The organism is Tessaracoccus luoxuelianae, assembly GCF_054483915.1.
The window spans coordinates 673,346-698,552 of the sequence record NZ_CM137013.1; the positions used below are offsets into that span (position 1 = coordinate 673,346).

Here is a 25,207-nt window from a genome sequence, read left to right on the forward strand (position 1 = left end):
AGAATCGTTATAAGTTCAGGACGAAAACAATATCGTTTCTCGACGAGGAGACCCCCATGACTGATCACGACTACAAGTTCTCGTTCGGCCTCTGGACCGTCGGGTGGCGCGGCACCGACCCGTTCGGCTCCGACACCCGCCCCGAGTTCGACCCCTGGCACTACGCAGACAAGCTCGCCGAGCTCGGCGCCTGGGGCATCACGTTCCACGACAACGACATCTACCCCTTCGATGCCGACGAGGCCACCGCCAAGGGCCGCATCAAGCAGCTCAAGGACGCCTGCGACAAGTCGGGCCTGACCATCGAGATGGTCACCACAAACACCTTCAGCCACCCCATCTTCAAGGACGGCGGCCTCACCTCCAACGACCGTGGTGTGCGCCGCTTCGGCCTGAAGAAGATTCTGAACGCCGTCGACATCGCCGCCGAGGTGGGCGCCTCCACCTTCGTGATGTGGGGCGGTCGTGAGGGCGCCGAGTACGACACCTCCAAGGACTACTTCGCCGCCCACGCCCGCTACGCCGAGGGCCTCGACACCATCGCCGGGTACATCAAGGACAAGGGCTACGATCTGAAGATCGGCCTCGAGCCCAAGCCCAACGAGCCCCGCGGCGACATCCTGCTCCCGACGATCGGGCACGCTCTCGGCCTCATCGCCACGCTGGAGCACGGCGACATCGTCGGCCTCAACCCCGAGGTGGGCCACGAGCAGATGGCCAACCTCAACTACACCACCGGCCTCGCGCTGGCGCTGTACGCGGGCAAGCTGTTCCACATCGACCTCAACGGCCAGCGCGGCCTGAAGTACGACCAGGACCTGGCTTTCGGCCACGGCGACCTGATGAGCTCGTTCTTCACCGTCGACCTCCTGGTCAACGGCTTCCCGGCCAGCCCGGACGCGCCCCGCTACGAGGGCCCCATCCACTTCGACTACAAGCCCAGCCGCACCGAGGGCGTCGAGGGCATCTGGGATTCGGCGAAGGCGAACATGGAGACCTTCACCCTGTTGGCCGAGCGCGCCCGCGCCTTCCGTGCCGACCCGGCCGTCCAGGAGCTCATGCGCCAGGCCTCGATCTTCGAGCTGGCCGAGCCCACGCTCGCCGAGGGCGAGACGATCGCGGACCTGCGCGCCGCCGAGATGCCCGACCCCGATGAGAAGGGTGCCCGCGAGTACCACTTCGTCGAGCTGCAGCAGGCCGCCATCCGGCACCTGCTCAAGGCCTGAGGGGTTAAGCCGTGACGCTGGTCGCTGGCGTCGACACGTCGACGCAGTCGTGCAAGGTGCTGGTGGTTGACGCCGACACCGGTGAGATCGTCCGCCAGGGCGCCACCTCCCATCCCGACGGGACGGAGGTGCACCCGGACCACTGGTGGACCGCCTTCCAGTCGGCCTCCGCCGCCGCGGGTGGGCTCGACGACGTCACCGCGATCAGCGTCGGCGGCCAGCAACACGGGATGGTCGCGCTGGATGCCTCCGGTGAGGTCATCCGGCCGGCCCTGCTCTGGAACGACACCCGTTCCGCCGAGGCCGCCCGTCAGCTCCGTGAGGAGTTCGACGGGTGGGTCCCGGCCGTGGGCTACCTGCCGTTGGCGTCGTTCACCAACACCAAGCTCCGCTGGATGGCGGACGCCGAGCCGGATAACGCGGCCCGCGTGGCTGCGGTGGCACTGCCGCACGACTGGCTGACCTGGAAGATCCAGGGAACCGGGGTTCTGACGGATCTCGTGACGGATCGCTCCGACGCATCGGGCACGGGCTACTTCGATTCGGTGCGCAATGAGTACCGGCGGGACCTGTTGTCGCTGGCACTGCGTCGCGACGCGTCGTCGGTGATCCTGCCGCGGGTGTTGGCGCCCTCTGAGGGCGTCGACGGCGGCCGCTGGGTGCTCGGACCGGGCTGCGGCGACAACGCCGGCGCGGCCTTGGGCCTCGACCTGCGCCCTGGGCAGACGAGTGTGTCGCTGGGGACGTCGGGCGTCGTCGCGGCGGTATCGTCGACGCCGGCCTACGACGAGTCGGGCCTGGTCAACGGGTTCGCCGATGCCTCGGGCTCCTGGCTGCCGCTGACCGCGACCCTCAACGCGGCGCGCATTTTGGATGCGGCCCGACGGGTGCTGGGGGTGGACTTCGACGAACTGTCGCGGCTTGCGCTCTCGGCTCCTTCGGGGGCTGAGGGGTTGGTCATGGTGCCGTGGTTCGAGGGGGAGCGGACGCCGAACCTGCCCGATGCGACGGCGTCGCTGGTGGGCATGACGCTCAAGAACTTCACGCCCGAGAACGTGGCGCGGGCCGCCGTCGAGGGGTTGTTGTGCCTCATGGGTGAGGGTCTGGAGGCGATTCGTCGGCTCGGCGTCTCGATCGAGCGGGTCAGCCTGATCGGCGGAGGAGCGAAGTCCGAGGCCGTCCGACGGCTGGCTCCCGAGGTGCTCGGGGTGCCCGTCGACGTGCCCGCTCCGGCGGAGTACGTGGCGCTGGGCGCTGCGCGCCAGGCGGCGTGGGCCCTGTCGGGGTCGCGGCCTGCGTGGGAGTCGTCGTCGACGGAGACCTACGAGGCGGTGTCGCGGCCGGAGATCGCTGCGCGCTACCGCGAGGTCGCGGGTCGGTTGGTGTCGTCGAACGGTTGGTGAGCCAACCGCCACCTCCCCCGCGGGCTGAGGTGCCGCGGAGCGGCCTCGAAGCCTAAGGAAAGTGAGCTGACAAGGGATTTGGGTCATCTTGCCTGCAGGACCTGTGGTCGGGTTGGCGACGTGTGGTGGGGGCCGGGCCGCCCATGATGCCGGCGGCGGCGCTTCGCGCTGCCGCGCCGTCATCAACGCCCACCCAACCTGCCCCGGCCCCCACCACCCGCCGCCTGCTGCCCCGTCGCGTCGCCTGGCTCCCGTCGCGTCGCCTGCCTCCCGTCGCGTCGCCTGCCTCCCGTCGCGTCGCCTGGCTTGTGTGTCTGCTCGCCTGCGCTAGATCGCAGGCGCCCCGGAGCCGCCTGCCCTGGGTTCAGCCGCCGGCGCTGTAGCGCGGGCGCGCAGACTCAACGCAGGCGCCACAGGGCCCGCCACGCCGAATGAGACGACGGGACGCGCCCGTCGGGGTCCTGCGGCAAGGCCGGGATTCGGAGCCCTCATTGTCACGTCTAGCGTCGACTACGACCTCAGACGTGACAGTTAGCCTCCGGCGGGCCCGTGCCTGGCGCCGAAGACAGTCGTGAGGGAGCGCGAGGGTGGGTGACGGTGGGGCGGCTCGGCGCAGTGCTGCCAACTCGAGGATCACCCAGCTGGCGTCCCGCCTGGGCAGGCCCGACCCAGGCCCGCCCTGCCGTCGCGGACCCGGACCCGACCAGGCCACAGGCAGACGAGTGCGGCGAGACGGGAGACGATGCCCGGGCGGCCTCAACAACCCGGCGACACAACGTCGTGCGGTCGTCAAGGAGACCCTGGACAATGGCCGCCCGGGCATCGACTCACGGCTCACCGCACCGGACCACGAGATCCGCGTGAAGGTGGTAGTCACGACCCTTCGAGACGGCCCACGCCGCTCCGCGGGCGGCCCTCCTCAGGGAGCGAAAGGGCGGTCCTCCTCAGCTCAGGGGGGCGAAAGGACGGGCTGCGCCGCTCCGTGCGCCGCTCCGCGGGCGGCCCTCCTCAGGGGGCGAAAGGACGGGCCACGCCGCTCCGCGGGCGAAAGGACGGGCTGCGCGCTTCGCGGGTGGACCTCCTCAGGAGCGAGAGCGGGTCAGGCAGCGGTCTCCTCCTCGATGGCCGCGTTGAACTGGCTCTGGTACAGGTCGTAGTACGCACCCCTCGCGTCGAGGAGCTCGTGGTGGGTTCCCTGCTCGACGATGCGACCCTCCTCCATGACGAGGATCAGGTCCGCGTCGCGGATGGTCGACAACCGGTGCGCGATGACGAACGACGTCCGCCCGGTGCGCAGTGCCGCCATCGCGTGCTGGACCAGCACCTCGGTCCGCGTGTCCACCGACGAGGTGGCCTCGTCGAGGATCAGCAGCGCCGGGTCCGCAAGGAAGGCGCGCGCGATGGTGATCAGCTGCTTCTCGCCGGAGGAGACGTTGGAGCCCTCCTCGTCGATCACCGTGTCGTATCCCGCGGGCAGCGAGTGCACGAACCTGTCCACGAACGTGGCCTTGGCCGCGGCGCGGATCTCCTCTTCGCTGGCGTCCGGCCTGCCGTAGGCGATGTTGTCGCGGATGGTCCCGCCGAACAGCCACGTGTCCTGCAGCACCATGCCGATGTTGCCGCGCACCTCACCCCGGGGCGCGGACGAGATGTCCACGCCGTCGATGAGGATCCGACCGGACTGCAGGTCGTAGAACCGCATGATGAGGTTCACCAGCGTGGTCTTGCCCGCCCCCGTCGGCCCGACGATCGCGACCGTCTGCCCCGGCTTCGCCGTCAGAGACAGGTCCTGGATCAGCGGCTGCTCGGGCTTGTAGGAGAACCCGACTTGGTCGAACACCACATCCCCCCGCGACACCTTCAGCTCACCGGTGGGCTCCGCTGACATCTCCTCGGAGTCCAGCAGCTCGAACACGCGCTCGGCTGACGCGACGCCGGACTGCAGCAGGTTGGCCATCGACGCCACCTGCGTCAGCGGCTGCGTGAACTGGCGCGAGTACTGGATGAACGCCTGCACGTCGCCGATGTTCATCCGGCCCGACGCCACCCACAGGCCGCCGACGACGGCGATCACCACGTAGTTGAGGTTCCCGACCAGGAACATGACCGGCATGATGATGCCGGAGATGAACTGGGCGCCGAAGCCCGCCTTGTACAGCTCCTGGTTGCGGACCTGGAACTCGGCCTCGACCTCCTTCTGGCGGCCGAACACCTTCACCAGGGAATGACCGGTGAAGGCCTCCTCGATGTGGGCGTTGAGCTCTCCGGTGGACTTCCAGTTCTGCGCGAACAGCTTCTGGGAACGCTTCCCGATCACGGAGACCACCACCATCGCGATCGGCACCGACACCAGCGCGACGAGCGCCAGGATGGGGGAGATCCAGAACATCATGATCAGCACGCCGATCACCATGAGCAGCGAGTTGAGCAGCTGCGACAGGGTCTGCTGCAGCGTCTGCGACACGTTGTCGATGTCGTTGGTGACGCGGCTGAGCACCTCACCGCGGGGCTGCTTGTCGTAGTAGGAAAGCGGAAGCCGGTCCAGCTTGGCGGCCACCTCGCGTCGCATCTGGTAGATCGACTTCTGCACGGCGCCGTTGAGGACCCAGCCCTGGATGTAGGAGAAGACGAACGACACCACGTAGAGGCCGAGCACCCACAACAGGATCACGCCGATGGCGCCGAAGTCGATTCCCTCACCCGGGATGAAGTCCAGGTTGCGCAGCAGGTCGGCGAAGTCGGTGTTGCCCTCCGCGACGGCGGCGTCGATGACCTGCTGCTTGGTCACGCCGGCGGGCATCTGGCCGCCGATGATGCCCGACAGCATGAGGTCCGTGGCGCGGCCGAGGATCTTGGGCCCGACCACGCTGAGTGCCACCGACAGCACGCCCATCGCGATGGCCAGGATGATGCCGGCGCGTTGCGGGCGCAGGTGGCTGAGCAGGCGCCGGACCGACACCTTGAAGTTCGCCGCCTTCTCGCCGCTGCCGGACATCGGGCCGTGCCCGGGGCCGCCGCCGCGGTGCGTGGGCGCGTGCTTGGGCCGCTCGTTGGCCTTGACGGGGATTGCCTTGTTCTCGCTCATGCGGCGGCCTCCTCGGCGCTCAACTGGGACTCGACGATCTCGCGGTACGTCTCGTTGGACGCCAGCAGTTCGTCGTGGTTGCCGCGGCCGACGATCCGGCCGTCTTCGACGACGAGGATCAGGTCTGCGGCGGTGATGGTGGAGACGCGCTGTGCCACGACGAGGACCGCGGCGTTCGCGGTCTCCGGCCGGAGCGCGGCCCGGAGGCGCGCGTCGGTGGCCACGTCGAGGGCGGAGAAGGAGTCGTCGAAGATGTAGACGCTCGGCTTCTTCACCAACGCGCGGGCGATGGCGAGGCGTTGGCGCTGCCCGCCGGAGACGTTGGTGCCGCCCTGCGCGATGTGCGCGCCGAGTTGGTCCTCCTTCTCGAGCACGAACGCCTCCGCCTGCGCGACGCGCAGCGCTGACCACAGTTCGTCGTCGGTGGCGTCGGGCTTTCCGTAGCGCAGGTTGCTCGCGATGGTGCCGGTGAACAGGTAGGGCTTCTGCGGCACGAGGCCGATCCGGGCCCAGAGGGTGTCCGGGTCCAGGTCGCGCACGTCCACGCCGTCGACGAGCACCCGGCCCTCCGTCGCGTCGAACAGGCGGGGGATGAGGCTGATCAGGGTGGTCTTGCCGGACCCGGTGGAACCGATGATCGCGGTGGTGGTGCCGGGGGTCAGCTCGAAGGAGACGTCCTGGAGCACCGGGGACTCCGCGCCCGGGTAGGAGAAGCTGACCCGGTCGAACACCACGTTGCCGCGCTCGCCCGACGGCGCCACCGGGTGCGCCGGCGGGGCCACGGAGCTCTCGGTGTCGAGGACCTCCATGATGCGGTCCGCGCAGACGGCGGCGCGGGGCGCCATGACCAGCAGCATCGTCGTCATCATGACGGAGATGAGGATCTGCATCAGGTAGGAGATGAACGCGGTGAGCTGACCGATCTGGATGTCTCCGGACTCGATGCGCTGGGCGCCGAACCACATCACGCCCACGGTGGAGACGTTCATGATGAGCCCCACGAAGGGGAACAGGAAGGCCATGAGCCGGCCGACGGTGGTGGTGGTGTCGACGAGTTCGGCGTTGGCCTTGTCGAATCGGCGGGCCTCATGGGGCTCGCGGACGAAGGCGCGCACCACCCGGATGCCGGTGATCTGCTCGCGGAGGACCCGGTTGAGGGTGTCGATCCGCTTCTGCATGGTCTCGAACAGCGGGCCCATGTTGACGATGAGGATGGTGATGCCGGCGCCCAGGACCACGACGGCGGCCAGGATGATCCACGACAGCCCGGCGTCCTCGCGCAGCGCCATGAAGACGCCGCCCACCATCGTGATGGGGGCTGAGACGAGCATGACGGCGCTCATCAGGACCAGCATCTGGACCTGCTGCACGTCGTTGGTGTTGCGGGTGATCAGCGACGGGGCGCCGAACTTGTTCAGCTCACGGGCGGAGAAGGAGAGGGCGCGCTCGAAGATCGCGGCCCGGACGTCGCGGCCGAACTGCATGGCCGCGTTGGCGCCGGCCCACACCGCCGCGATCTGGGCGGCGCCCTGAACGGCCGACAGCAACAGCATGATGCCGCCGGTGCCCCAGATGAAGTCGGTGTTGCCCGTGACGACGCCCTCGTCGATGATGCGGGCGTTCAGGGTGGGCAGATACAGCGACATGATGGTCGCGATGGTCTGCAGCACGATGACGATGGCGAGCAGCCCCCAGTAGGGGCGGATGTAGCGGTTGATGAGCCGCCCTAAGCGGGAGATCATGCGATGTCCTTTCGGAGCGCCCCGTGGAGCGCGAGGCGGGCGAGGTCGTCGAGCGAGAGCGACGACGAGACGAAGCGGGAGGCGTGTCCGACGGCGAACGTGCGCAGCAGCGTCGCGAAGGCGTCGAGGGGGACGGTGATGTGGTCGCGGTGGGGGGCGAAGGCGTCCGTCATCCAGGCGTCGAGCTCGGCTGTGCGTGCCTCGAGCTCGGTGCGGGCGCACTGGGCGGCGTGGGGGGCTGTGTGTTTCGCGGCCCCGTGGGCAGCGACGAACATGGTGTGCACCGAATGCAGGTACTGCTCGATGAGCTCGATGGCGGCGCGGGTCTGGGTCTCGATGCCGCCGGTGAGGTCCGACGCGGCCAGCCGGGTGGCCAGCCGTTCGGCGGAGAGCGCCTCGCTGATGGTGGCGGAGATGAGGTCGTCGAGGGAGTCGAAGACGCGGAAGATCGTGCCCTCGGCCACGCCTGCCGCCTCGGCGACCATGCGGGTGGTGAGGGCCTGGCCGTGCTCCTCCAGGAGCGGGATGCTGGCCTCGACGATCGCGGCGCGGCGCCGCTCGGGGGGCATGGGGGCTGCGCGGGTCACGGTGGAAGTGTAGTGAGTGAACACTCACTCATCAAATGCGCTGTGCCCTCGAGTGGCCTCCAGGCGCCTGCGTGAGTTCGGGCCGCCTGCGTTGGCTCCCGTCGCCTGCCTTGGGTTGGGCCGCCTGTGGAGGCGCCTGCGTTGGTGCGCGCCGCCCGCGCTGAAGCGCAGGCCGCGCGACATTATGCAGGCGGCAAGGCTGACCGGAGCGCGATGGACGTCACTCGTCGGGTTGGACAGTCCACGCCGGGGGCTCGTCCTTGCCCGCCTTCTCGTCGGCCTCCGAGTCCTCCTCGGTCTTGTGCACCTTGCCCTTGGCGTGGTGCGACGGGGCGTAGATCACGTAGAGCTGCATGGGCTCGTCGCCGGTGTTGACGATGTCGTGCCAGGTGCCGGCCGGGACCTGGACGGACCAGCCGTCCTCCACGTCCACCTTCACGTTGAGCTCATCCTTGGAGGGACCCATCAGGCAGCGACCCTTGCCCGCGTCGAGGCGGATGAACTGGTCCGTGTCCGGGTGCACCTCGAGCCCGATCGAGTGGGCCACGGGGATGGACATCAACGTGATCTGCAGGTACTTCCCGGTCCATGCGACAGTGCGGTAGTTGGGGTTCTCCCTGGTAGCGGTCTCCAGGTCGAAGACGTTGGGCTCCGGCCCATTGTCGGTGATCTTCATCGGTTCTCCCTCCGGTCGTCTTCCCACATTAGCCCAGCGTCGGGGCCAGCGGTGGGGGGGACGTGCGGCTCCGTGGGGCTGAGGTCAGGCGGTGAGTCGGGCGAGCTCTGCGGCCAGGTTCTCTCGCGCCCGCGACCCCCACAGATTGCGGCCCCCCGTGGTGCGGAACAGGGGCTCCATCGCGAGCAGGTGCCGTAGCAGCTCCGCCCGCCCCACCCTCCAGGCGTCGTCGTCGACGTGGGCGTAGTCCAGCCGGACGTCGCGGACGTAGACGTGGTAGCGGCCGGGGATCTGGCCGAGGATCGAGAGGTCCGCGTCGGACAGCAGCGCCCCGCGCTCGTCGTCGGGGGCGTGGGTGGCGGTCATCCTCACCAGCCGCGACACCTGAGCCACGTCGTCGGCCGGAATCAGCCCACCCAGCGACGACTCGGCGAACGCGGCCGAACGCTCCTCGTCATCCCCGGGCACACCGTCGTAGACGGAGTCGTGGAACCATGCCGCGAGCTCGACGACGCCGTCCCGGCACCCCAACTGCCCGAGGGCGGTGAGGCACTGCGCGAGGTGGCGGACGTCGTGGTAGTGGCGGTGAGGCTCGGACCATCGGGCGACGAGGTCGTCGCGGAGGGTCGTCGGCAGACGGAGACGCTCCCATGCGGTGACGACGGCGACGCGGGCCGCCGGGCGGGTGGGGGTCTTCTCGTGGACGCGCACCCGCAGGCCGGAGGCGGCCAGCCGGCGCACCAGCTCCCGCTCATCCAGCGGGAGGGCCCCGGCGGAGACGAGCTCGTCATAGCGCGACACCGGCACGTCGTAGTGGTCGTGGTCGAAGGCCCTGGGCGGGATGCCCGCGCGCGCGGCGAAGTCGTGGAGTTCGTCGAGGGACGCGTCCGAGACGAGATGGCCGAACACGGTGCCGTGCGCCGGCCAGCGGGGCGGGTCGATCAGCACGGCCATCGTCGAACCCGCCGTCAGCCGCCGGCGAAGGGCGGGAGGACGTCCAGGAGGGCGTCGTCGGCCAGCGGTGTGGCTGGGTCCTCCACGTATTGGCCGTCGTGGAGGACGGAGCTGACCTCCAGCACCCGCGACAGTCTCGCCCCGTGCCGCGAGCGCAGGTCCGCCAGGAGCGCGCCCAGCGTGGGGGCCGCCACCTGTTCCTGCTCTGTGCCCGCGGCCTCGGCGGCCGCGGCGAAGTACCTCACCGTCGCCATGGGAACCAGTGTCGCATCAGTAGTGGGGGAAGCTCGGGTCGATCCGTTCGCCCCACGCGATCATGCCGCCCTCCATCAGCGACACATCAGGGTGGCCGAGCCCGATGAGGTGCGCCGCGGCGCGGCGCGCGCGGGGTGAGATCTTGCAGTAGACGATGACGGGGCCGTCGGGAAGGTTGTCGTCCAACCGGTCCCAGGTCAGCACCTCGCCGAGCGGCACCGCCAGCGAGCCGGGAATCGTGCCCAGCGCGTGCTCCGCGGGCTCGCGGACGTCCAAGAGCGTGGGCCGCGCGGGATTCTCCAGGATGGCGGCGACGTCCTCGACGGTGAGCTCGTTCAGTGTCATGGGGGCCTCCGCTGTGTGGGGGTGGGTGTGGGGGCGGGTATGGACGACGGGGGGTGCGGGGCGCAGCGGCACCTCGCGGGTGCGCTGGGTGAGCGCGTCGATGAGGAGGATGCGGCCGACGAGGGGGTCGCCGAATCCACAGATCAGCTTGACCGCCTCCGCGGCCATGATGGACCCCACCTGGCCCACCAGCGCGCCCAGCACACCGGCCTCGGCGCAGGACGGGACGTCCTCCGGGCGGGGCGGGACCGGGTAGAGGTCGCGGAGGGTGACCGACTCCGGGCGGCCGGGCACGAAGGACGACACCTGGGCGTCGAACTGCAGCACCGCGGCCCAGACCACGGGGAGTCCGAGCTGGGCGCAGGCGTCGGAGACGGCGTAGCGGGTGGGGAAGTTGTCGGCCCCGTCGAGGACGAGGTGGTGGCCTTCGAGGAGGTTGCGGGCGTTGTCAGGGGTGATGCGGGTGCGCTGGGTGGTGACCGTGACGTCTGGGTTCAGGCCGGTCACGAACGCGGCGGCGGAGTCCACCTTGGGGAGGCCGACTGCATTGTCGCGGTGGATGATCTGCCGCTGGAGGTTGCTGGCGTCCACCACGTCGTCGTCGATGACCGTGAGGTGCCCGACGCCGGCAGCGGCGAGGTAGGCCAGGATCGGGCTCCCGAGCCCGCCGGCGCCGACGACCGCGACCCGCGCGGCGAGCAGGCGCCGCTGGGCCTCGATGCCCATGCCGGGGACCAGCAGGTGCCGCGAGTAGCGGATGAGCTGGGCGCGGGTGAGCTCCGGGCCGGGTTCAACGAGCGGGGCTGTCACGCATTCGAGCCTACCCTCGCATTCTTCGGAGAGCCCCCGCCCGGTAGGGGGTTTGAGCAAATGGCACGACTCGCGACGGAGGCCACGCTCGTCTTGAGCGCGGAGCTGACCGCGAGCCGTGCCATTTGCTCAAACCCGTCACACGGGACCGGCCGCCGCGCTGCCCAACGACTCCCGGTACCCGACGAGCCGGTCCGCGGCCGGTGCGGGGGGCTCTCGGCACAGGAATCCTTTGGATCGACGGTGGCGTCATCCTCTCACGCACCGCCAAGTGCCTGCCCGTCTACGATGACCCCATGCGGACCACAGCGCAGTTGCTCGCCGAGATCCGGGCCGACGGTGGCCTCGAGGAGTTCTGCGCGGCCCAGGGGATCGACCTCTTTGTGATGCGTCATGACCACGTGGCTGTTGATGACGGGGGAGGGAGATCGCGCGGAGGGGCCACCCTCGGAGGCGCCCTGAAGACCGGGTAACCGTGGACCCCGGAGTCGATTCTTACGCATCCGTAAGTTACGGTACCGTAGGAACACCATTTGTGAGGAGATCATCAGTGCCCATCACACATCCCCCGACCGTGATTCAGGGCGGCATGGGCGTCGCAGTGTCGTCCTGGAAGCTGGCCCGCGAGGTCTCCCAGTGCGGCGAACTCGGCGTCGTCTCCGGCACCGCCCTCGACGGCGTGCTGGCCCGGGTGCTGCAGGACGGCGATCCGGGCGGACACCGCCGTCGGGCGCTGTCGCACTTCCCGTCGCCCGCGATGGCCCAGCGGATCCTCGACACCTACTTTCTCGAAGGCGGCCGCGCTCCCGGCCAGCCGTACCGCCCGCACCCCACCCTCACGATCTCGCCGAGGCGGGCGGCCATCGAGCTCAACCTCGTCGGCAACTTCTCCGAGGTCTGGCTGGCCAAGGAGGGGCACTCCGGCCTGGTCGGGATCAACATGTTGGAGAAGATCCAGACCGCCAGTCTCTCCGCCATCCTCGGCGCGATGCTGGCCGACGTCGACTACGTGATCATGGGCGCCGGGGTGCCGCGCGAGATCCCCAGGCTGCTCACGGAGTTCGCGGCCGGCCGCACCGGCCACCTCACCATCGACGTGGTCAACTCCACGACGACCCACACGGCTTCCCTCAACCCGGTCACCGCCATGGGCGACGAGCTGCCCGCCCTGCGGCGCCCCAACTTCCTCGCGATCGTCACCCTCCATGTGCTGGCGGACTACCTCAACCGCGACCCCGAGATCCGTCCCGATGGCTTCATCGTCGAGGGCCCCCGCGCCGGTGGGCACAGCTCCCCGCCGCGCGGCGTGCGTGTCCTCGACGAGGCCGGGGACCCGATCTACGGGCCGAGGGACGACGCGGACCTGAGCAAGATCGCCCGCGTGGGCCTGCCGTTCTGGGTTGCCGGCGGCTACGCCACCCCGGAGAAGGTCGCGGAGGCTCGCGCCGCAGGCGCCGAGGGCGTGCAGATCGGCACCTTGTTCGCACTGGCGGACGAGTCCGGCCTCACCCCTGCCATCCGGCAGCAGTTGATGGCCGAGCTGGAGTCCGGTGACTTGGTGGTGCGCAACGATCCGCGCGCGTCGCCGACCGGCTTCCCCTTCAAGGTGGCCCAACTGGCCGACACCCTCTCCGAGGAGGACGTCTACCAGGCGCGGGAACGCATCTGCGACCTCGGGTACCTCCGCATCCCTGTCGAGCGCCCAGACAAGTCGATCACCTACCGATGCCCGTCGGAGCCCCTCAAGCCCTACCTCCGCAAGGGCGGCTCCGAAGAGGACACGGTGGGGCGCAAGTGCCTCTGCAACGCTCTGATGGCCAACATCGGTCTTGGGCAGCTCCGTAAGGACGGCTACCAGGAGCAGCCTGCGGTCACCCTCGGGCAGGACCTGGACGGCGCCAAGGCGCTGGCGGCCCTGTATCCCGGTGGGTGGACCGCTCGGCAGGCTGTCGACTGGTTGCTGTCGGTCCACGCGCCGCGCTGACCCCTGACGAGGAGTAGCCGCACCCTTCCCTGACCTCGGATGGCGACGAGGTCGGGGAGGCGTGCCGACTGATCTGCAGGAATCTACGTAGAGAGCGGCATTTGTGTATATACACAAATGCCGCTCTCTACGTAGCATGTTGCAGATCACGTGGGCCTCAAGTGGCGGCGTTTGCGGAGTTCATGGATCAAGCTCTGTTGGGTAGCCGGCCATTTCTTCCAGATCTGCTGGTAGCTGAGCCTCAGCGTCGTGTAGCCGAGTCCTCTCGCGGCAAGATCCCGCCGTCGGTCGTTCTCGTAGTTGGTCTCGCCGTGGTGTGCCTGGCTGTCGCACTCGACGATGAGCGAGTCTCCCACCAGGAGGTCGACGAACCCAACGCCGTCGATCTTGGCCTGAGCCCTGACGGGGACGCGCCTGCGCACGAAGAAGAGCCTGACTCTCGTTTCGCTCCCGGACTGGGCGGGTGCGATTCGGTCGCGGTAGTCGGCGTACTTCTTCGGCAACCCTCCGAGTGCCCAGCGGACTTCCTCCAGAGGTGCCAGGCCGAGGTTCAGGGCGGACTCGGCCACGATCATGGCGTCCTCCACCGGGTGTCGGACCGCCACCTGTCGCAGGCAGTCCGACAACGGCCAGACTGCCTCTGGCGGATATCTGACCCCGTAAGGATGGGCGATCAACCCCTTGCGCCTGACGGGGTCGGTTCCAGACCCGTAGACGACATGGATTCCTGACCTGTTGGGGACCCAGAGTCCATGGTGCCGGCATCCGCTGAGGCAGCCCAGCCTGGCGCCAGCCTTGAGGGCGCGCTGCACGTCTTCGTCGGCTCCGTCCGTGGCGTACCAGCCCGGGCGGATCCGGCGCAAGCTTCCGTTCTTCACCAGCAGAGCGGCGTGGTGCCGGGTGATGCCCGCGTCTCGAAGTTGAGCGGGGGAGTAGATGCCTTGGAGATCCATGCCGCCACTCTCGGCAACCTGGCGGGGCATTTCCCGCCACGCCTGACGCCCTGTGGACGACCTCGCCTCTGCAAGTTGCTATCCAGAGCGCGGTTTCTGCAGATATCCACAGAAACCGCGCTCTGGATAGCAAGTTGCAGACAGGGGTGGCCAGATCCGGGCGTTGGTCAGGAAGTGAGGTCGAGTCCGAGGTCGAGAACCTCTGCCGAGTGGGTCAGGGCGCCGACGGCAATGAACTCCACTCCTGTGGCCGCGACCTCGGCGGCCCGCTCAAGCGTCAGCCCTCCGCTCGCCTCCGTCCGGACCCCCGCTTCGCGGCACACAGCAACGGCCTCGCGGGTCTCGGCCAGGGTCATGTTGTCCAGCAGCACCAGCTCGGCTCCCGCCGCGACCGCCTCGCGCACCTGCGCGACGGTGTCGCACTCCACCTCCACCGCGACGCCCGGCGCGAAGGCCCGCACCGCCCGGAACGCCGCCGCGACCGACCCCGCCGCCGCGACATGGTTGTCCTTGATCAGCGCCGCATCCCCGAGCGCCATCCGGTGGTTGACGCCCCCGCCGCACACGACTGCGTACTTCTGCAGGGCGCGCATGCCCGGCACGGTCTTGCGCGTGTCGCGGATCCGGGCCTCGCTCCCGGCCACGGCGGACACCCACTCAGCCGTCTCAGTCGCCACCCCGGAGAGCTGCCCCAGGAAGTTCAACAGCGTCCGCTCGGCCGTCAGCAGGCAGCGCACGGGACCGGCAATTCGCAGTACGACGTCCCCCGGTGCCACCCGCGCCCCGTCGGCCAGCACCACCTCGGCCGACGCCTCGACCCCCAGCCGCGACGCCACCGTCCGCAGCACCTCGACGGCCACCGGCACCCCCGCGACGACTCCAGCCTCGCGCGCCACCACCTCCGCGACCCCGACAGCGCCCGCCGGCACCGTCGCCTCCGTCGTGACGTCCGGCCCGAGCCGGAGGTCCTCGTCCACCGCCACGGCGATGATCCGCCGCACCTCGGCTGGGTCGACGGCGCCCCAGGCGTCGACCACGTCGCGGTCCAGTGGGGCAAGGTCGATCTCGGTCGACAGGGCGTTCATGCTGCGGTCCTTTCGGCGATGGTGAGGGGCGCAGAGGTGAGCTCAAGGCCGCCCTCCGTGAGGCGAATGGCGATCCTCCGCTCCCAGGCGGGCGACGTGGTGGGGTAGTCGGCGCGCCGGTGGCATCCGCGGGACTCGGTCCGCGCCGAAGCGGCGGCCACCAGGGCGGTCGCGACGGCGTGCAGGTTCGTGGCCGTGAGGGTCGCGTCATCCACCACACCAGCAACACGTGGCGCCTCGGCCAGAGCGGCGCCGAGCGCACCCAAGCCATCGGACGTCCGCGACACGAAGGCCTCGTGCTGCATCCACGCCCTGATGCCTGGGACCGCCGAAGGATCGACGACGCCCACGACACCCCGCGACACCGGCGCCCCAGCCCGCGACACAGACCCGGAGGCGAGTAGAGCCCCTACCCGGTCGCCCGCTACCAGCGCCTCGGTCAGCGAGTTCGACGCCAACCGGTTCGCCCCGTGCACGCCCGTCGCCGCGACCTCGCCGACGGCGAAAAGCCCCTGCACCGACGTCCGCCCGGACAGGTCCGCCGCGACACCCCCGCACGCGTAGTGGGCGGCCGGGTGCACCGGGATGCGTTCGGTCACCGGGTCGACGCCCCGGCCCCGGCACAGCGCCAGGATGCCCGGGAAGTGCGCCTCCCACTTCGCGCGCCCGAAGAACGTCGCGTCCAGCCACACGTGCGGCGCACCCGTCCGCTCCAGGTGGGCCATGATCGCGGCCGAGACGACATCGCGCGGCGCCAGCTCGAGCAGCGGGTGGACCCCGGCCATGATCCGGCGGCCTGCGTCGTCGACGAGCCACGCGCCCTCGCCGCGCACCGCCTCGGACACCAGGACACCCCGCGACCCTGCGTCGGCGTCGGCCAGCACGGTGGGGTGGAACTGCATGAACTCGAGGTCGCGGACCTCTGCGCCGGCCCGCAGCGCCGCGGCCACGCCGTCGCCCGTCGCGCCCAGCGGGTTGCTCGTGACGGGCCACAACTGACCGATCCCGCCGGTGGCGAGCACGACGGCGCCGGCGAACAGCTCGCCCACCCGCCCGTCGGCGTCCAGCAGCCGCACCCCGCAGGCCCGCCCCTCGGCATCCGTGAGCACGTCGACGAGCCGCGTCCGGGTCATGACCCGCGTCCGCGACCCCGCGAGAGCCGACGACAGCGCCGCCCACAGCGCACGCTCGATTTCCGCGCCTGTGGCGTCGCCGTCGGCGTGGATGATCCTCCGCGCCGAATGACCGCCCTCGAGGTGCAGGTCCAGCCCGCCCCCGGACCCCCGGTCGAACCGCGCCCCCAGCCCGATCAGCCGCCGGATCGCGCCCGGTGCACTGGCCACCAGATCCGACACGATCCCCGCGTCGCACAATCCCGCCCCGGCGGTCAGGGTGTCGGCCACGTGGGAGGCGAGCGTGTCGCCGTCGTCCCACACCGCCGCGAGCCCGCCCTGCGCCCAGGCGGTGGCCGAATCCGTGACCTCGCCGCGGGTGACCGCCACGCAGTCGACGCCGGCGGCGGCCAGGTGCAGGAGCGCGGACAGACCCGCCGCGCCGGTGCCGACCACCACGACGTCGGTCCGCCCCGTCCAGGCGGGGGCGGCCGCGGGCAGCATCATTCCCCCGACCCGGGGTTGCCGATCGCCACCATCCGCTCGACGGCCTGACGGGCGCGGGCGGCCACATCCCCCGGCACGTCCACCTCGTACGCCCTGGTCAGCGCAGGGTCACCGAGGCACGCCTCCAGTTTCTCCGGCGTGGTCATCTTCATGAACGGGCACGCGGCCTTGGGGTTGACCGGCTGGAAGTCGGTCAGGGGATTGGCCTTGCGCAGCTGGTGCAGCATGCCGATCTCGGTGGCCACCAGCACCTGGCGCGACGTCTCCCGCCGCGCGTAGTCAAGCATTCCGCCGGTGGAGAGCACGTGGGTGCGGTCGCCTGGCAGCTCGCCGGACTCGGCCAGCCACAACGCACTCGTGGTGCAGCCGCACTCGGGGTGCACGTACAGGTCGGCGGCGGGGTTGTCGCGCACGGACTCGATGAGGTCCGACGGCGAGATGTCGGCATGCACGTGGCACTCGCCGAGCCAGACGTGAATGTTCGTCCGGCCGGTGGCGCGGCGCACGTGCGCGCCGAGGAACTGGTCCGGGAGGAAGAGGATCTCGCGGTCCTCGGGGATGGAGCGCACCACCTCGACGGCGTTGGAGCTGGTGCAGCAGACGTCCGTCTCCGCCTTCACCTCGGCGGTGGTGTTGACGTAGGACACGACGACGGCGCCGGGGTGTTCGGCCTTCCAGGCGCGCAGCTGGTCGGCGTTGATGGTGTCGGCGAGCGAGCAGCCGGCCGCCTGGTCCGGGATGAGGACGCGCTTGGCGGGGGAGAGGAGCTTGGCGGTCTCGGCCATGAAGTGGACGCCGGCGAAGACGATGGTCTCGGCGTCGGAGGTGGCGGCGATGCGGGAGAGGGCCAGCGAGTCGCCCACGTGGTGCGCGACGTCCTGGATGATCGGTGCCTGGTAGTTGTGGGCGAGGATGACGGCGTTGCGCTCCGCGGCCAGCGCGTGGACGCGGGTCTGCCACGCGGCTACCTCGTCGGGGGTCCAACGCTCCCAGGCCTCGAGGCCGACGGCGGGCTCCTGGAGGAGAGTCATCTCCTGCTCCTTTCCGGTTTTCGACTATCAGGCGAAAACTAGGGGAACTGTAGCATGCCATCCATGGCTCCCCACACCCCGCGCGATTCCGTGGGCGTCGCGCTGTACCGGCACGAGGCCATCGGGGCGGTCCTGCAGGTGCGCGGGGTCGACGACGGCGCCCCCCGGCTCTCCGTGCTGCTCGCCGGCCGGGACCACGAGCCCTACGCGGGCCGGTTCGCGTTGCCGAGCGGGCCCGTCGAGCCGGAGGAGACGCTGGAGGCTGCGGTGCTGAGGCATCTCACGCAGAAGGTGGACGTCGCGGGGCTGACGCACCTCGAGCAGCTGGGCACTCGCTCCGACCCTGGCCGCGACCCCGCGCAACGCACCATCGGCACCAGCTACCTCGGGCTCGTGCCGACGGTGCTGGAGCCGCACCTGCCCGAGCGGGCGTCGTGGGTGGCTGTCGACGACCTGCCGGACCTGGCATTCGACCATGACGGCGTGGTGGCCCAAGCGGTGACCAGGCTGCGGGCGAAGCTCAGCTACACCAACATCGGGTTCGCGCTGATGCCGGCCGAGTTCACGGTCGCGGAGCTGCGGGAGGTCTATGTCGCGGCCCTGGGCCACGACGTCAAGCCGACGAACCTGGAGCGCGTCCTGACGAGGCGCGGCCAGCTGGTGCCGACGGGGGAGATGTCGGCGCCCGGCACGAAGGGTGGCCGCCCGGCCCGGGTGTTCCGTTTCCGCGACCATGCTTTGGTGGTCACCGACCCGTTCGCCGTCCTCCGCCCCGAGTAGGCCTCACCCAGCGCGGGGAGGGGGGTCGGCGTCGTCGCGCCCCGGGATTGAGATGGTGTCGTTCACGGCATCGGCCTGCCCACCGCGGATGCCGATGAGGGTGGCCAGCAGAATCAAAGCTCCGCCGGCCACGAGGCGGATTGTGACGGCCTCGCCGCCGAAGCCGACGGCGAACGCCGAGGCGAAGACCGGCTCGAACGTCATGAGTAGGGCCACCCGGGTGGGGGTGATGTGGCGCTGCGCCCAGGTCTGCAACAGCATCGTGACGATGCCGGCCATGATCGCGGTGTAGACGATGGCGCCCCAGACGCCGGGGTCCGCGGGCACGTGGTAGCCGCCGGGGAGGCCCAGGAAACCGGTGGTCAGCGCCACGCCGATGAGCTGGACGATGGCCAGGCTCATGGCGTGCATGGAGCGTGACCACCGGTCCAGCAGGACGATGTGAACGGCGTACAGCGCCGCGCCGACGAGGGTGAGCGCCTCGCCGACTCCGCCGTTGCCGAGCCCGGTGAGGCTCAGCACCGCGAGCCCGGCGAGTGCCAGCGCCACCGCCACCCACGTGCGGACGTTGAGTCGGGCCTTGAAGGCGATCCACATGATGATCGGGGTCAGGACCACGTACGTGCCGGTGATGAACCCGGAGACTGAGGCCGCCGTCGTCTGCAGGCCCACGGTCTGGACGATCTGCGCAAGGCCGTAGAGGCAGCCGAGGGCCAGTCCGATCTGCCACTGCGTGGCGGTGAGGCGGCTGAGTCGTCGCCAGAAGACGAAGGCGGGGATGGCGGCTCCGACGGCGAACCGGACGGCGAGGAAGTCGATGGGGTCGATCTTGCTGACGGCGTCCTTGATGATGAAGAACGTCGACCCCCAGATCGCCGTCACCACGAGCAATGCCAGGGTGGCGACGGTTGGCTTCCGCATGCTCCTCCTCCCGCTCTGTGTGTCGCGGGAAGTCTACGGGCGGCTAGCCGGAGGCGCGGATCTTCAACTCCACCGGCAGCGTCACCGGAGACGCGATCTCCCGCCCCTCAACGAGGCCCAACACCATCAGGGTGGCCTGCCGGCCCAACTCGACCGCGGGGTTGACCACCGTCGTCAACGGCGGGTCGAGTGTCGCGGCGGCCGCGAAGTCGTCGAATCCGATCACCTTCACCTGCTCGCCGATCCGGAGCCCGCGCGCCCGGAGCGTATCCATCACGCCTTGGGCCATCAGGTCCGAGGCCGCGAAGATCCCGTCGATCGCTGGGTCTGCGTCGAGCAGCTCAGCCGCCGCGCGCGCGCCCGACTCGCGGGTGTAGTCGCCGTGCGCGACGGCGACCTCGAGCCCCGCATCCTCGAGAACCGTGCGCCAGCCGGTGAGTCGGTCCAGCGCCGCCGACATGTCCGACGGGCCAGCGACGGTGGCAGGGCGGCGCACCCCCGTCGCCAGCATCCGCTCCGCCGCGAGACGTGCGCCGCCCAAGTTGTCGGTGTCCACGAAGTACGGATGCTGATCAGTGTCCGGAAGCAGCGGCGCACCCAGGAACACCGTCGGGATGGGCAGGTTGAGCGCGGCCGCGACCAGCCCGTCGGAGCGGTGGTGCGACACCACGATCGCCCCCGCAACGCGCCCCTCAAGCAGGAAGTCGACGACTGAACCGGACCGGTCCGGGTGTGACGCGAACACCATCACGAGCTGCATGTCTGTGCCGGCCATGCCGTCGTTGATGCCGGCCACAGCCAGGCCGAAGAAGGGGTCCGAGAAGACCATCCCGTCCGGCTCCGGCACCACCATCGCGAGCGTGTTGGAGCGCCCCGTCGCCAGGGACCGGGCCGACGCGTTGGGCACATAACCCAGCTTGGAGACGGCGGCCCCCACCTTGGCAGCGGTCTCCGTTGCCACCCCGGGATCGTGACGCACGACGCGTGACACCGTGGCGCGCGAGACGCCCGCGAACCGTGCGACGTCCTCCAGCGTCGGCCTCACCATCGTCGGTCCCTTCACTACCCCTGCACGCCATTCTGGCGCGCAGCGTCACGGAAGAATAGAGCCGACGCCTTCGGGGTGCGCTGCTGTGTCTCGTAATCCACGCGCACGATGCCGAAGCGCTTGTCGTAGCCCCACGCCCATTCGAAGTTGTCCATCAGGGACCACACGAAGTACCCGCGCACGTCCACCCCGGCCGAGATGGCGTCGTGGACGGCGACGAGATGGTCGCGCACGAACGACACCCGGTCCTGGTCGTCGACAAAGCCCTCCGCGTTCGCCACGTCAGGCATCGCGGCGCCGTTCTCAGTCACGTACAGCGGGATGCCGGCCGGGCCGGTGTACTCCTCCTGCAGCCGCACCAGCAGCCGGGTCAGGCCCTCGGGCTGGATCTCCCAGTCCTGATCCGTGACCGGCAGCCCGCGCGGCACGGACGTCACCCACTCGGAGCCGATGTTCGGGTTCCCCCGAACCCGCCCGTCGGGCAGCACCACCGGTGCGTAGTCCGACGACGGCGTGCCGGTGACGGCCTCACCGTGGTAGTAGTTCACGCCCAGCACGTCGATGGGGGTGGAGATGATCTCCAGATCCCCCGGCTGGATGGCGTCCTCGAGGCCGAGCCCCGCCAGGTCTTCCAGCACGTCCGCCGGGTACTCCCCGCGGAAGATCGGGTCCAGGAAGAAGCGGTTGAAAATCCCGTCGATCCGCCTGGCGGCCTCCACGTCGTTGGCCGACGACGGGTCCAGCGGGTCCGGAACCGTGTGGTTGGTGGTGATCCCCAGCGTGGCCGACGGCGCCAGCTCGCGCAGCCGCGCCGTCGCCATCCCGTGGGCCAGCAGCAGGTGGTGCGCCGCGTGAAGGCCTTCGCGCCGTGAGGCATGCCCGGGGGCGTGCTCCCCGCACGCGTAGGAGAGGAATGAGGAGCACCACGGCTCGTTGAGCGTGGTCCAGATGTTGACCCTGTCGCCCAGCGCGGCGTGCATCGCCTCGGCGTACTCGACGAAGCGGTAGGCGGTGTCGCGGTTGGTCCAGCCCCCCTTGTCCTGCAGCGCGGCGGGCAGGTCCCAGTGGTAGAGCGTCACCCACGGCGTGATGCCGTGGCCGAGGAGCTCGTCGACCAGACGTGAGTAGAAGTCCAGGCCCCGGGGGTTGATGTCCTTGTCGTCGGGGCGCACGCGGGGCCACGACGTCGAGAAGCGGTAGGACTGCAGTCCCAGGTCCGCCATCATGCCCACGTCCTGCGGCATGCGGTGGTAGTGGTCGCATGCGACCGTGCCGTCGTGGCCGCCGAAGACGGCGCCCGGCTCACGGCAGAACACGTCCCAGATGGAGTCCGTGCGGCCGTCCTCGTGGGTGGCCCCCTCGATCTGAAACGACGCGGTGGCACTGCCCCACAGGAAGCCTGGGGGGAACTGATAGGCGGTCATCCCTTGACTGCTCCTTGCATGATGCCGGCCACCAACTGGCGCCCGGCGACGGCGAACAGGACAACCAGCGGCAGCGTGGCGACGAGGACCCCGGCCATGATGAGCGAGTAGTCCTTGAAGTAGGACGCCTGGAGCAGCTGCAGCGCCACCGGGAGGGTGGGGTTGGCAGAGCCCAGGATGATGAAGGGCCAGAAGAAGTTGGTCCAGGACCCGACGAAAGTGAACAGGCCCAGCATTGCCGCGGCGGGACGGGCCGCCGGGAGCGCGATGGACCAGAATGTGCGGATCATGGAGGCGCCGTCTACTCGGGCCGCCTCGATCAACTCGAAGGGCAGCGCCTCGCGCAGGTACTGGGTCATCCAGAACACACCGAAGGCCGTGACCATGCCGGGCACGATGACCGCCTGGAGCTTGCCCACCCAGTCCAGCTCGGACATGAGGATGAACAGGGGCACGATGCTGAGCTGCGTCGGGACCGCCATGGTCGCGATGACGAACACCAGCAGGCCGCTGCTGCCGCGGAATCGTAGCTTCGCGAACGAGTAACCGGCCAGCGTCGAGAAGAACACCACTGAGATGGCGGTGATCGTGGAGACGATCACCGAGTTGCCCAGCGCCGTCCAGAACTTGATGTCCGAGGTGATGACGCGACCGATGTTGGCCATCAGGTTGCCACCAGGGATGAAGGACGGGATGGGGTTGCGCGCGATCTCGGGCGCGGTCGAGGAGGCCAGCAGGATCGTGAAGTAGATCGGGTAGATCGAGATGAGCACGACGGCGGCGAGGGCGGCGTACGTCGCCCAGCCTGGGCGCTTGTCAACGCCGTGCAGCTTGCGTCGCACCGCGCGGGCTGCGCCCTTGCCTGCCAATTGCTCGACCATGGGGGAGGACATCTGCGTGGACATCAACGGCCCGCCTTTCCGCTCGAGGATGACGCGATGGAGCGCGTGATGAGGTAGTTGATGACGCCCACCAGGATGATGATGAGGAACAGGATCCAGGACACGGCCGCGGCGCGGCCGAAGCTCTTCTGGGCTCCCCAGCCCAGCTCGTAGATGTACATCGTCAGCGTCATCCACTGCCGGTCCGCGCCGCCCTGGCCCAGGGTGTCGAACATGCGGGGCTCGTCGAAGATCTGGAGGCCGCCGATGGTGGAGGTGATGACGACGAAGATGATGGTGGGCCGCAGCATCGGGATGGTGATGGAGAAGAAGGTGCGCCAGCGGGCGGCGCCGTCGACGATCGCGGCCTCGTAGACCTCCCGCGGGATGGCCTGCATGGCGGCGAGGAAGATCAGCGCGTTGTAGCCGGTCCAGCGGAAGTTCACCATGGTGGCGATGGCGATGTGGGCGGCCAGCGGATCCGCGTGCCAGCCGATGCCGGCCGCGCCCAGGTTCGCGAGGACCGCGTTCACGAGGCCGGACTGGTCGGCGAAGATCTTCGCGAAGATCATGGAGACGGCCACGGGCGCCACCACGTAGGGGAGCAGCACGCCCATCCGCCAGAAGGTCTTCGCGCGGAGGTTGGTGTCGAGCAGGTAGGCGATGACGATCGCGGCCATGACCTGCGGCACGGAGGAGAGAAGGAAGATCGAGAAGGTGTTGCGCAGCGCCTTGTAGAAGTTGGGCTGCTGCAGCACGTCGGTGTAGTTCTTGAGGCCCACCAGGTCGCCCTGGCCGCCGATCAGGTGCCAGTCATGCACCGACACGTAGGCGGTGTACACCAGTGGAAACAGGCCGACGATGAAGAACAGGATGAAGAACGGGCTGATGTACAGGTAAGGCGACGCCTTGACGTCGAGCCGGCTCAGGCGCTGGCTCAGGGTGAGCTCTCTCATGGGGATGTCTTTCGGGCAGCGGGGACGGGGCGGGGTCGGGGGCCGGGGGTGCGACCCCCGACCCCGCGGTGACTCAGCTGAGGCCGAGGGCGTCGTAGGCCGCGAGGGCCTTGTCCCACGAGCCGGCGGCGTCGTCGGTGCCTTCGACGTCGACACGGTTCAGACCGTCAGTGACCAGCTGCGCAAGGGCGAAGTAGTTCGGGCCCTTGAAAGGCTGCACGGTGACGGCCTTGGCGCGGTCGGCCAGGATCTGTCCGGTGGGCGCGTCGTTGAAGAACGCGTTGGTGGACTCCAGCAGGGCCGGGTCCTCGAGGGCATCGACCTGCGACGGGAAGGTGCCCTTGGCCTCGAACGCCTTGATCTGCTGCTCAGGGGCGGTCAGCCATGCGGCGAGCTCCTTGGCCGCCTCGTGGTTGGGGCCCTGCTCAGGAACGGTCAGGTAGGAGCCGCCCCAGTTGCCGCCGCCGCCCGGGTAGACGTTGGCGATGTCCCAGCCCTCGACGCCCTCGGCGTTGCCCTCGATGACGCCCAGCATCCAGCCGGGGCAGAGCATCGTGGCGAACTTCTCACCCTGGAAGGCGTTGGTCCAGTCCTCGGTCCACTGCGCCAGGCCGGCGGACAGGCCGTCGTCGACGGCAGCGGTGGCGATCTGGTCGTAGATCCCCTTGATCTCCTCGTTCTCGCTCAGCGGGATGGGGGTGCCGTCCGAATTCTCGAAGGGGTTTTCCACCTGGTTGACCATGCCCTGGAAGGTGGCCGAGGCGGAATCGAACCAGGCGACGCCGCCCGACTTGGCCACGTAGTCCTTCCCGACGGTGAAGTAGTTGTCCCAGTCGCCCTCGAGCAGCGCGGCAACTTCCTCGCGGTCGGTCGGGAAGCCGGCCTTCTCCATGAGGTCGGCGCGGTAGCAGATGCCCTGGGGGCCGATGTCGGTGCCGTAGCCGATGAGCTTGCCGTCTTCGGTGGTCACGGCGGCGGTCTTCCAGTCGAGCCAGCGGCCCTCGAGCTCGGGGTCCGCCAGGTCGACGAACTTGTCCGGGTACTGCATGAGCTCGGTCAACCAGTCGATCTCGATGGCCTCGACGTCGGCCAGGCCCGAGCCTGCGGCGAGGCGGGTGTTCATGTTGTCGCGGGCCTCGTTGGCCGTCGCGGCCTTGCGCTGCTCGACGGTGATGTTGGGGTTGTCGGCCATGTACTCCTTGATCAGCTCTTCGTAGCCGAACTCGTTGAACGTGGCGACGGTGAGGGTGATCTTCTCGTCCGGGTTCGCCGAGGCGTCCTGGGACGTGGTGGCGTCGGGGGTGCCCGACGAGCAGGCCGTCAGTAGGGCGCCGACGCAAGCGACGGCGGCGAGATTGCGAATGACAGGACGCACGGTGACTCCTTTGTGATGACTGTGTGCCTTCCCGTAGAGAGCGCTCTCATCTGTCTTCGGCGAATCA

General features: G+C 69.5%; 22 protein-coding genes. 5 read left to right on the forward strand and 17 right to left on the reverse strand.

Going from position 1 to position 25,207, the window contains the following annotated elements; translation table 11 throughout:
* Positions 1–56 precede the first annotated feature (56 nt).
* Together xylA and xylB are read left to right on the forward strand one after the other, a co-directional pair.
* Entirely contained in the window at positions 57–1,226 is a 1,170-nt protein-coding gene (gene xylA / locus ACX1D1_RS02740) for a xylose isomerase (protein ID WP_182783385.1), read from the forward strand.
* An 11-nt stretch (positions 1,227–1,237) separates the two neighbouring features.
* Complete coding sequence (gene xylB, locus ACX1D1_RS02745; RefSeq protein WP_459055811.1) at positions 1,238–2,629, forward strand: xylulokinase; 1,392 nt, start codon at positions 1,238–1,240, stop codon at positions 2,627–2,629.
* 1,099 nt (positions 2,630–3,728) lie between these two features.
* On the opposite strand, the gene ACX1D1_RS02750 is transcribed toward xylB, so the two are convergent.
* The 7 genes from ACX1D1_RS02750 to ACX1D1_RS02780 all read right to left on the reverse strand — a co-directional run bounded on the left by ACX1D1_RS02750 (position 3,729) and on the right by ACX1D1_RS02780 (position 11,083).
* Positions 3,729–5,714: an ABC transporter ATP-binding protein gene (locus tag ACX1D1_RS02750; RefSeq protein WP_459055812.1), complete on the reverse strand. Its 1,986-nt coding sequence runs from the start codon at positions 5,712–5,714 to the stop codon at positions 3,729–3,731.
* Positions 5,711–7,456, reverse strand: a complete 1,746-nt coding sequence (locus ACX1D1_RS02755; protein ID WP_459055813.1) for an ABC transporter ATP-binding protein — start codon at positions 7,454–7,456, stop codon at positions 5,711–5,713. The genes ACX1D1_RS02750 and ACX1D1_RS02755 overlap by 4 nt, the downstream gene beginning before the upstream one ends.
* Positions 7,453–8,043 (reverse strand): TetR/AcrR family transcriptional regulator, encoded by a 591-nt coding sequence (locus ACX1D1_RS02760; protein WP_459055814.1) that lies wholly within the window; start codon positions 8,041–8,043, stop codon positions 7,453–7,455. The genes ACX1D1_RS02755 and ACX1D1_RS02760 overlap by 4 nt, the downstream gene beginning before the upstream one ends.
* 220 nt (positions 8,044–8,263) lie before the next feature.
* Positions 8,264–8,719, reverse strand: coding sequence for a cupin domain-containing protein (locus ACX1D1_RS02765; protein WP_459055815.1), 456 nt, complete (start codon positions 8,717–8,719; stop codon positions 8,264–8,266).
* 84 nt (positions 8,720–8,803) lie between these two features.
* On the reverse strand, positions 8,804–9,673 hold the full coding sequence (locus ACX1D1_RS02770; protein WP_459055816.1) for a DUF4031 domain-containing protein: 870 nt from the start codon (positions 9,671–9,673) through the stop codon (positions 8,804–8,806).
* 14 nt (positions 9,674–9,687) lie between these two features.
* A complete protein-coding gene (locus ACX1D1_RS02775) occupies positions 9,688–9,927 on the reverse strand; it encodes a MoaD/ThiS family protein (protein ID WP_182783132.1) in 240 nt (79 codons plus the stop codon).
* 16 nt (positions 9,928–9,943) lie between these two features.
* Entirely contained in the window at positions 9,944–11,083 is a 1,140-nt protein-coding gene (locus ACX1D1_RS02780) for a ThiF family adenylyltransferase (protein ID WP_459055818.1), read from the reverse strand.
* 296 nt (positions 11,084–11,379) lie between these two features.
* Here ACX1D1_RS02780 and ACX1D1_RS02785 point away from each other — a divergent pair, with 296 nt between their 5' ends.
* Positions 11,380–11,556 (forward strand): hypothetical protein, encoded by a 177-nt coding sequence (locus ACX1D1_RS02785; RefSeq protein ID WP_182783134.1) that lies wholly within the window; start codon positions 11,380–11,382, stop codon positions 11,554–11,556.
* Between the two features lie 77 nt (positions 11,557–11,633).
* Positions 11,634–13,067 carry a nitronate monooxygenase gene (locus ACX1D1_RS02790; RefSeq protein WP_459055819.1) on the forward strand — a complete coding sequence of 478 codons (1,434 nt, stop codon included), beginning with the start codon at positions 11,634–11,636 and terminating at the stop codon, positions 13,065–13,067.
* Between the two features lie 146 nt (positions 13,068–13,213).
* On the opposite strand, the gene ACX1D1_RS02795 is transcribed toward ACX1D1_RS02790, so the two are convergent.
* From ACX1D1_RS02795 to nadA, 4 genes are all read right to left on the reverse strand, one after another.
* Positions 13,214–14,020 (reverse strand): DUF559 domain-containing protein, encoded by an 807-nt coding sequence (locus ACX1D1_RS02795; RefSeq protein WP_459055820.1) that lies wholly within the window; start codon positions 14,018–14,020, stop codon positions 13,214–13,216.
* A gap of 167 nt (positions 14,021–14,187) precedes the next feature.
* Positions 14,188–15,096, reverse strand: coding sequence for a carboxylating nicotinate-nucleotide diphosphorylase (gene nadC, locus ACX1D1_RS02800; protein WP_459056534.1), 909 nt, complete (start codon positions 15,094–15,096; stop codon positions 14,188–14,190).
* A gap of 5 nt (positions 15,097–15,101) precedes the next feature.
* Positions 15,102–16,724 (reverse strand): L-aspartate oxidase, encoded by a 1,623-nt coding sequence (gene nadB / locus ACX1D1_RS02805; RefSeq protein WP_459055821.1) that lies wholly within the window; start codon positions 16,722–16,724, stop codon positions 15,102–15,104.
* Positions 16,721–17,755 (reverse strand): quinolinate synthase NadA, encoded by a 1,035-nt coding sequence (nadA, locus tag ACX1D1_RS02810; protein WP_459055822.1) that lies wholly within the window; start codon positions 17,753–17,755, stop codon positions 16,721–16,723. Before nadA ends, nadB begins: the two co-directional genes overlap by 4 nt.
* A 63-nt stretch (positions 17,756–17,818) precedes the next feature.
* Between nadA and ACX1D1_RS02815 the strand changes: the two genes are divergently transcribed.
* Positions 17,819–18,535 carry an NUDIX hydrolase gene (locus ACX1D1_RS02815; RefSeq protein WP_459055823.1) on the forward strand — a complete coding sequence of 239 codons (717 nt, stop codon included), beginning with the start codon at positions 17,819–17,821 and terminating at the stop codon, positions 18,533–18,535.
* Positions 18,536–18,538: 3 nt separating this feature from the next.
* Here the strand turns inward: ACX1D1_RS02815 and ACX1D1_RS02820 are convergent, their stop codons facing one another.
* The 6 genes from ACX1D1_RS02820 to ACX1D1_RS02845 all read right to left on the reverse strand — a co-directional run bounded on the left by ACX1D1_RS02820 (position 18,539) and on the right by ACX1D1_RS02845 (position 25,140).
* Complete coding sequence (locus ACX1D1_RS02820) at positions 18,539–19,456, reverse strand: DMT family transporter (protein ID WP_459055824.1); 918 nt, start codon at positions 19,454–19,456, stop codon at positions 18,539–18,541.
* 43 nt (positions 19,457–19,499) lie between these two features.
* On the reverse strand, positions 19,500–20,504 hold the full coding sequence (locus ACX1D1_RS02825) for a LacI family DNA-binding transcriptional regulator (RefSeq protein ID WP_459055825.1): 1,005 nt from the start codon (positions 20,502–20,504) through the stop codon (positions 19,500–19,502).
* A 14-nt stretch (positions 20,505–20,518) separates the two neighbouring features.
* Positions 20,519–21,928 (reverse strand): GH1 family beta-glucosidase, encoded by a 1,410-nt coding sequence (locus tag ACX1D1_RS02830; RefSeq protein WP_459055826.1) that lies wholly within the window; start codon positions 21,926–21,928, stop codon positions 20,519–20,521.
* On the reverse strand, positions 21,925–22,833 hold the full coding sequence (locus tag ACX1D1_RS02835) for a carbohydrate ABC transporter permease (protein ID WP_220489491.1): 909 nt from the start codon (positions 22,831–22,833) through the stop codon (positions 21,925–21,927). Before ACX1D1_RS02835 ends, ACX1D1_RS02830 begins: the two co-directional genes overlap by 4 nt.
* Positions 22,833–23,765 (reverse strand): carbohydrate ABC transporter permease, encoded by a 933-nt coding sequence (locus ACX1D1_RS02840; protein ID WP_182783142.1) that lies wholly within the window; start codon positions 23,763–23,765, stop codon positions 22,833–22,835. Before ACX1D1_RS02840 ends, ACX1D1_RS02835 begins: the two co-directional genes overlap by 1 nt.
* 73 nt (positions 23,766–23,838) lie before the next feature.
* Positions 23,839–25,140, reverse strand: a complete 1,302-nt coding sequence (locus ACX1D1_RS02845; RefSeq protein WP_459055827.1) for an ABC transporter substrate-binding protein — start codon at positions 25,138–25,140, stop codon at positions 23,839–23,841.
* Between the last annotated feature and the right edge of the window lie 67 nt (positions 25,141–25,207).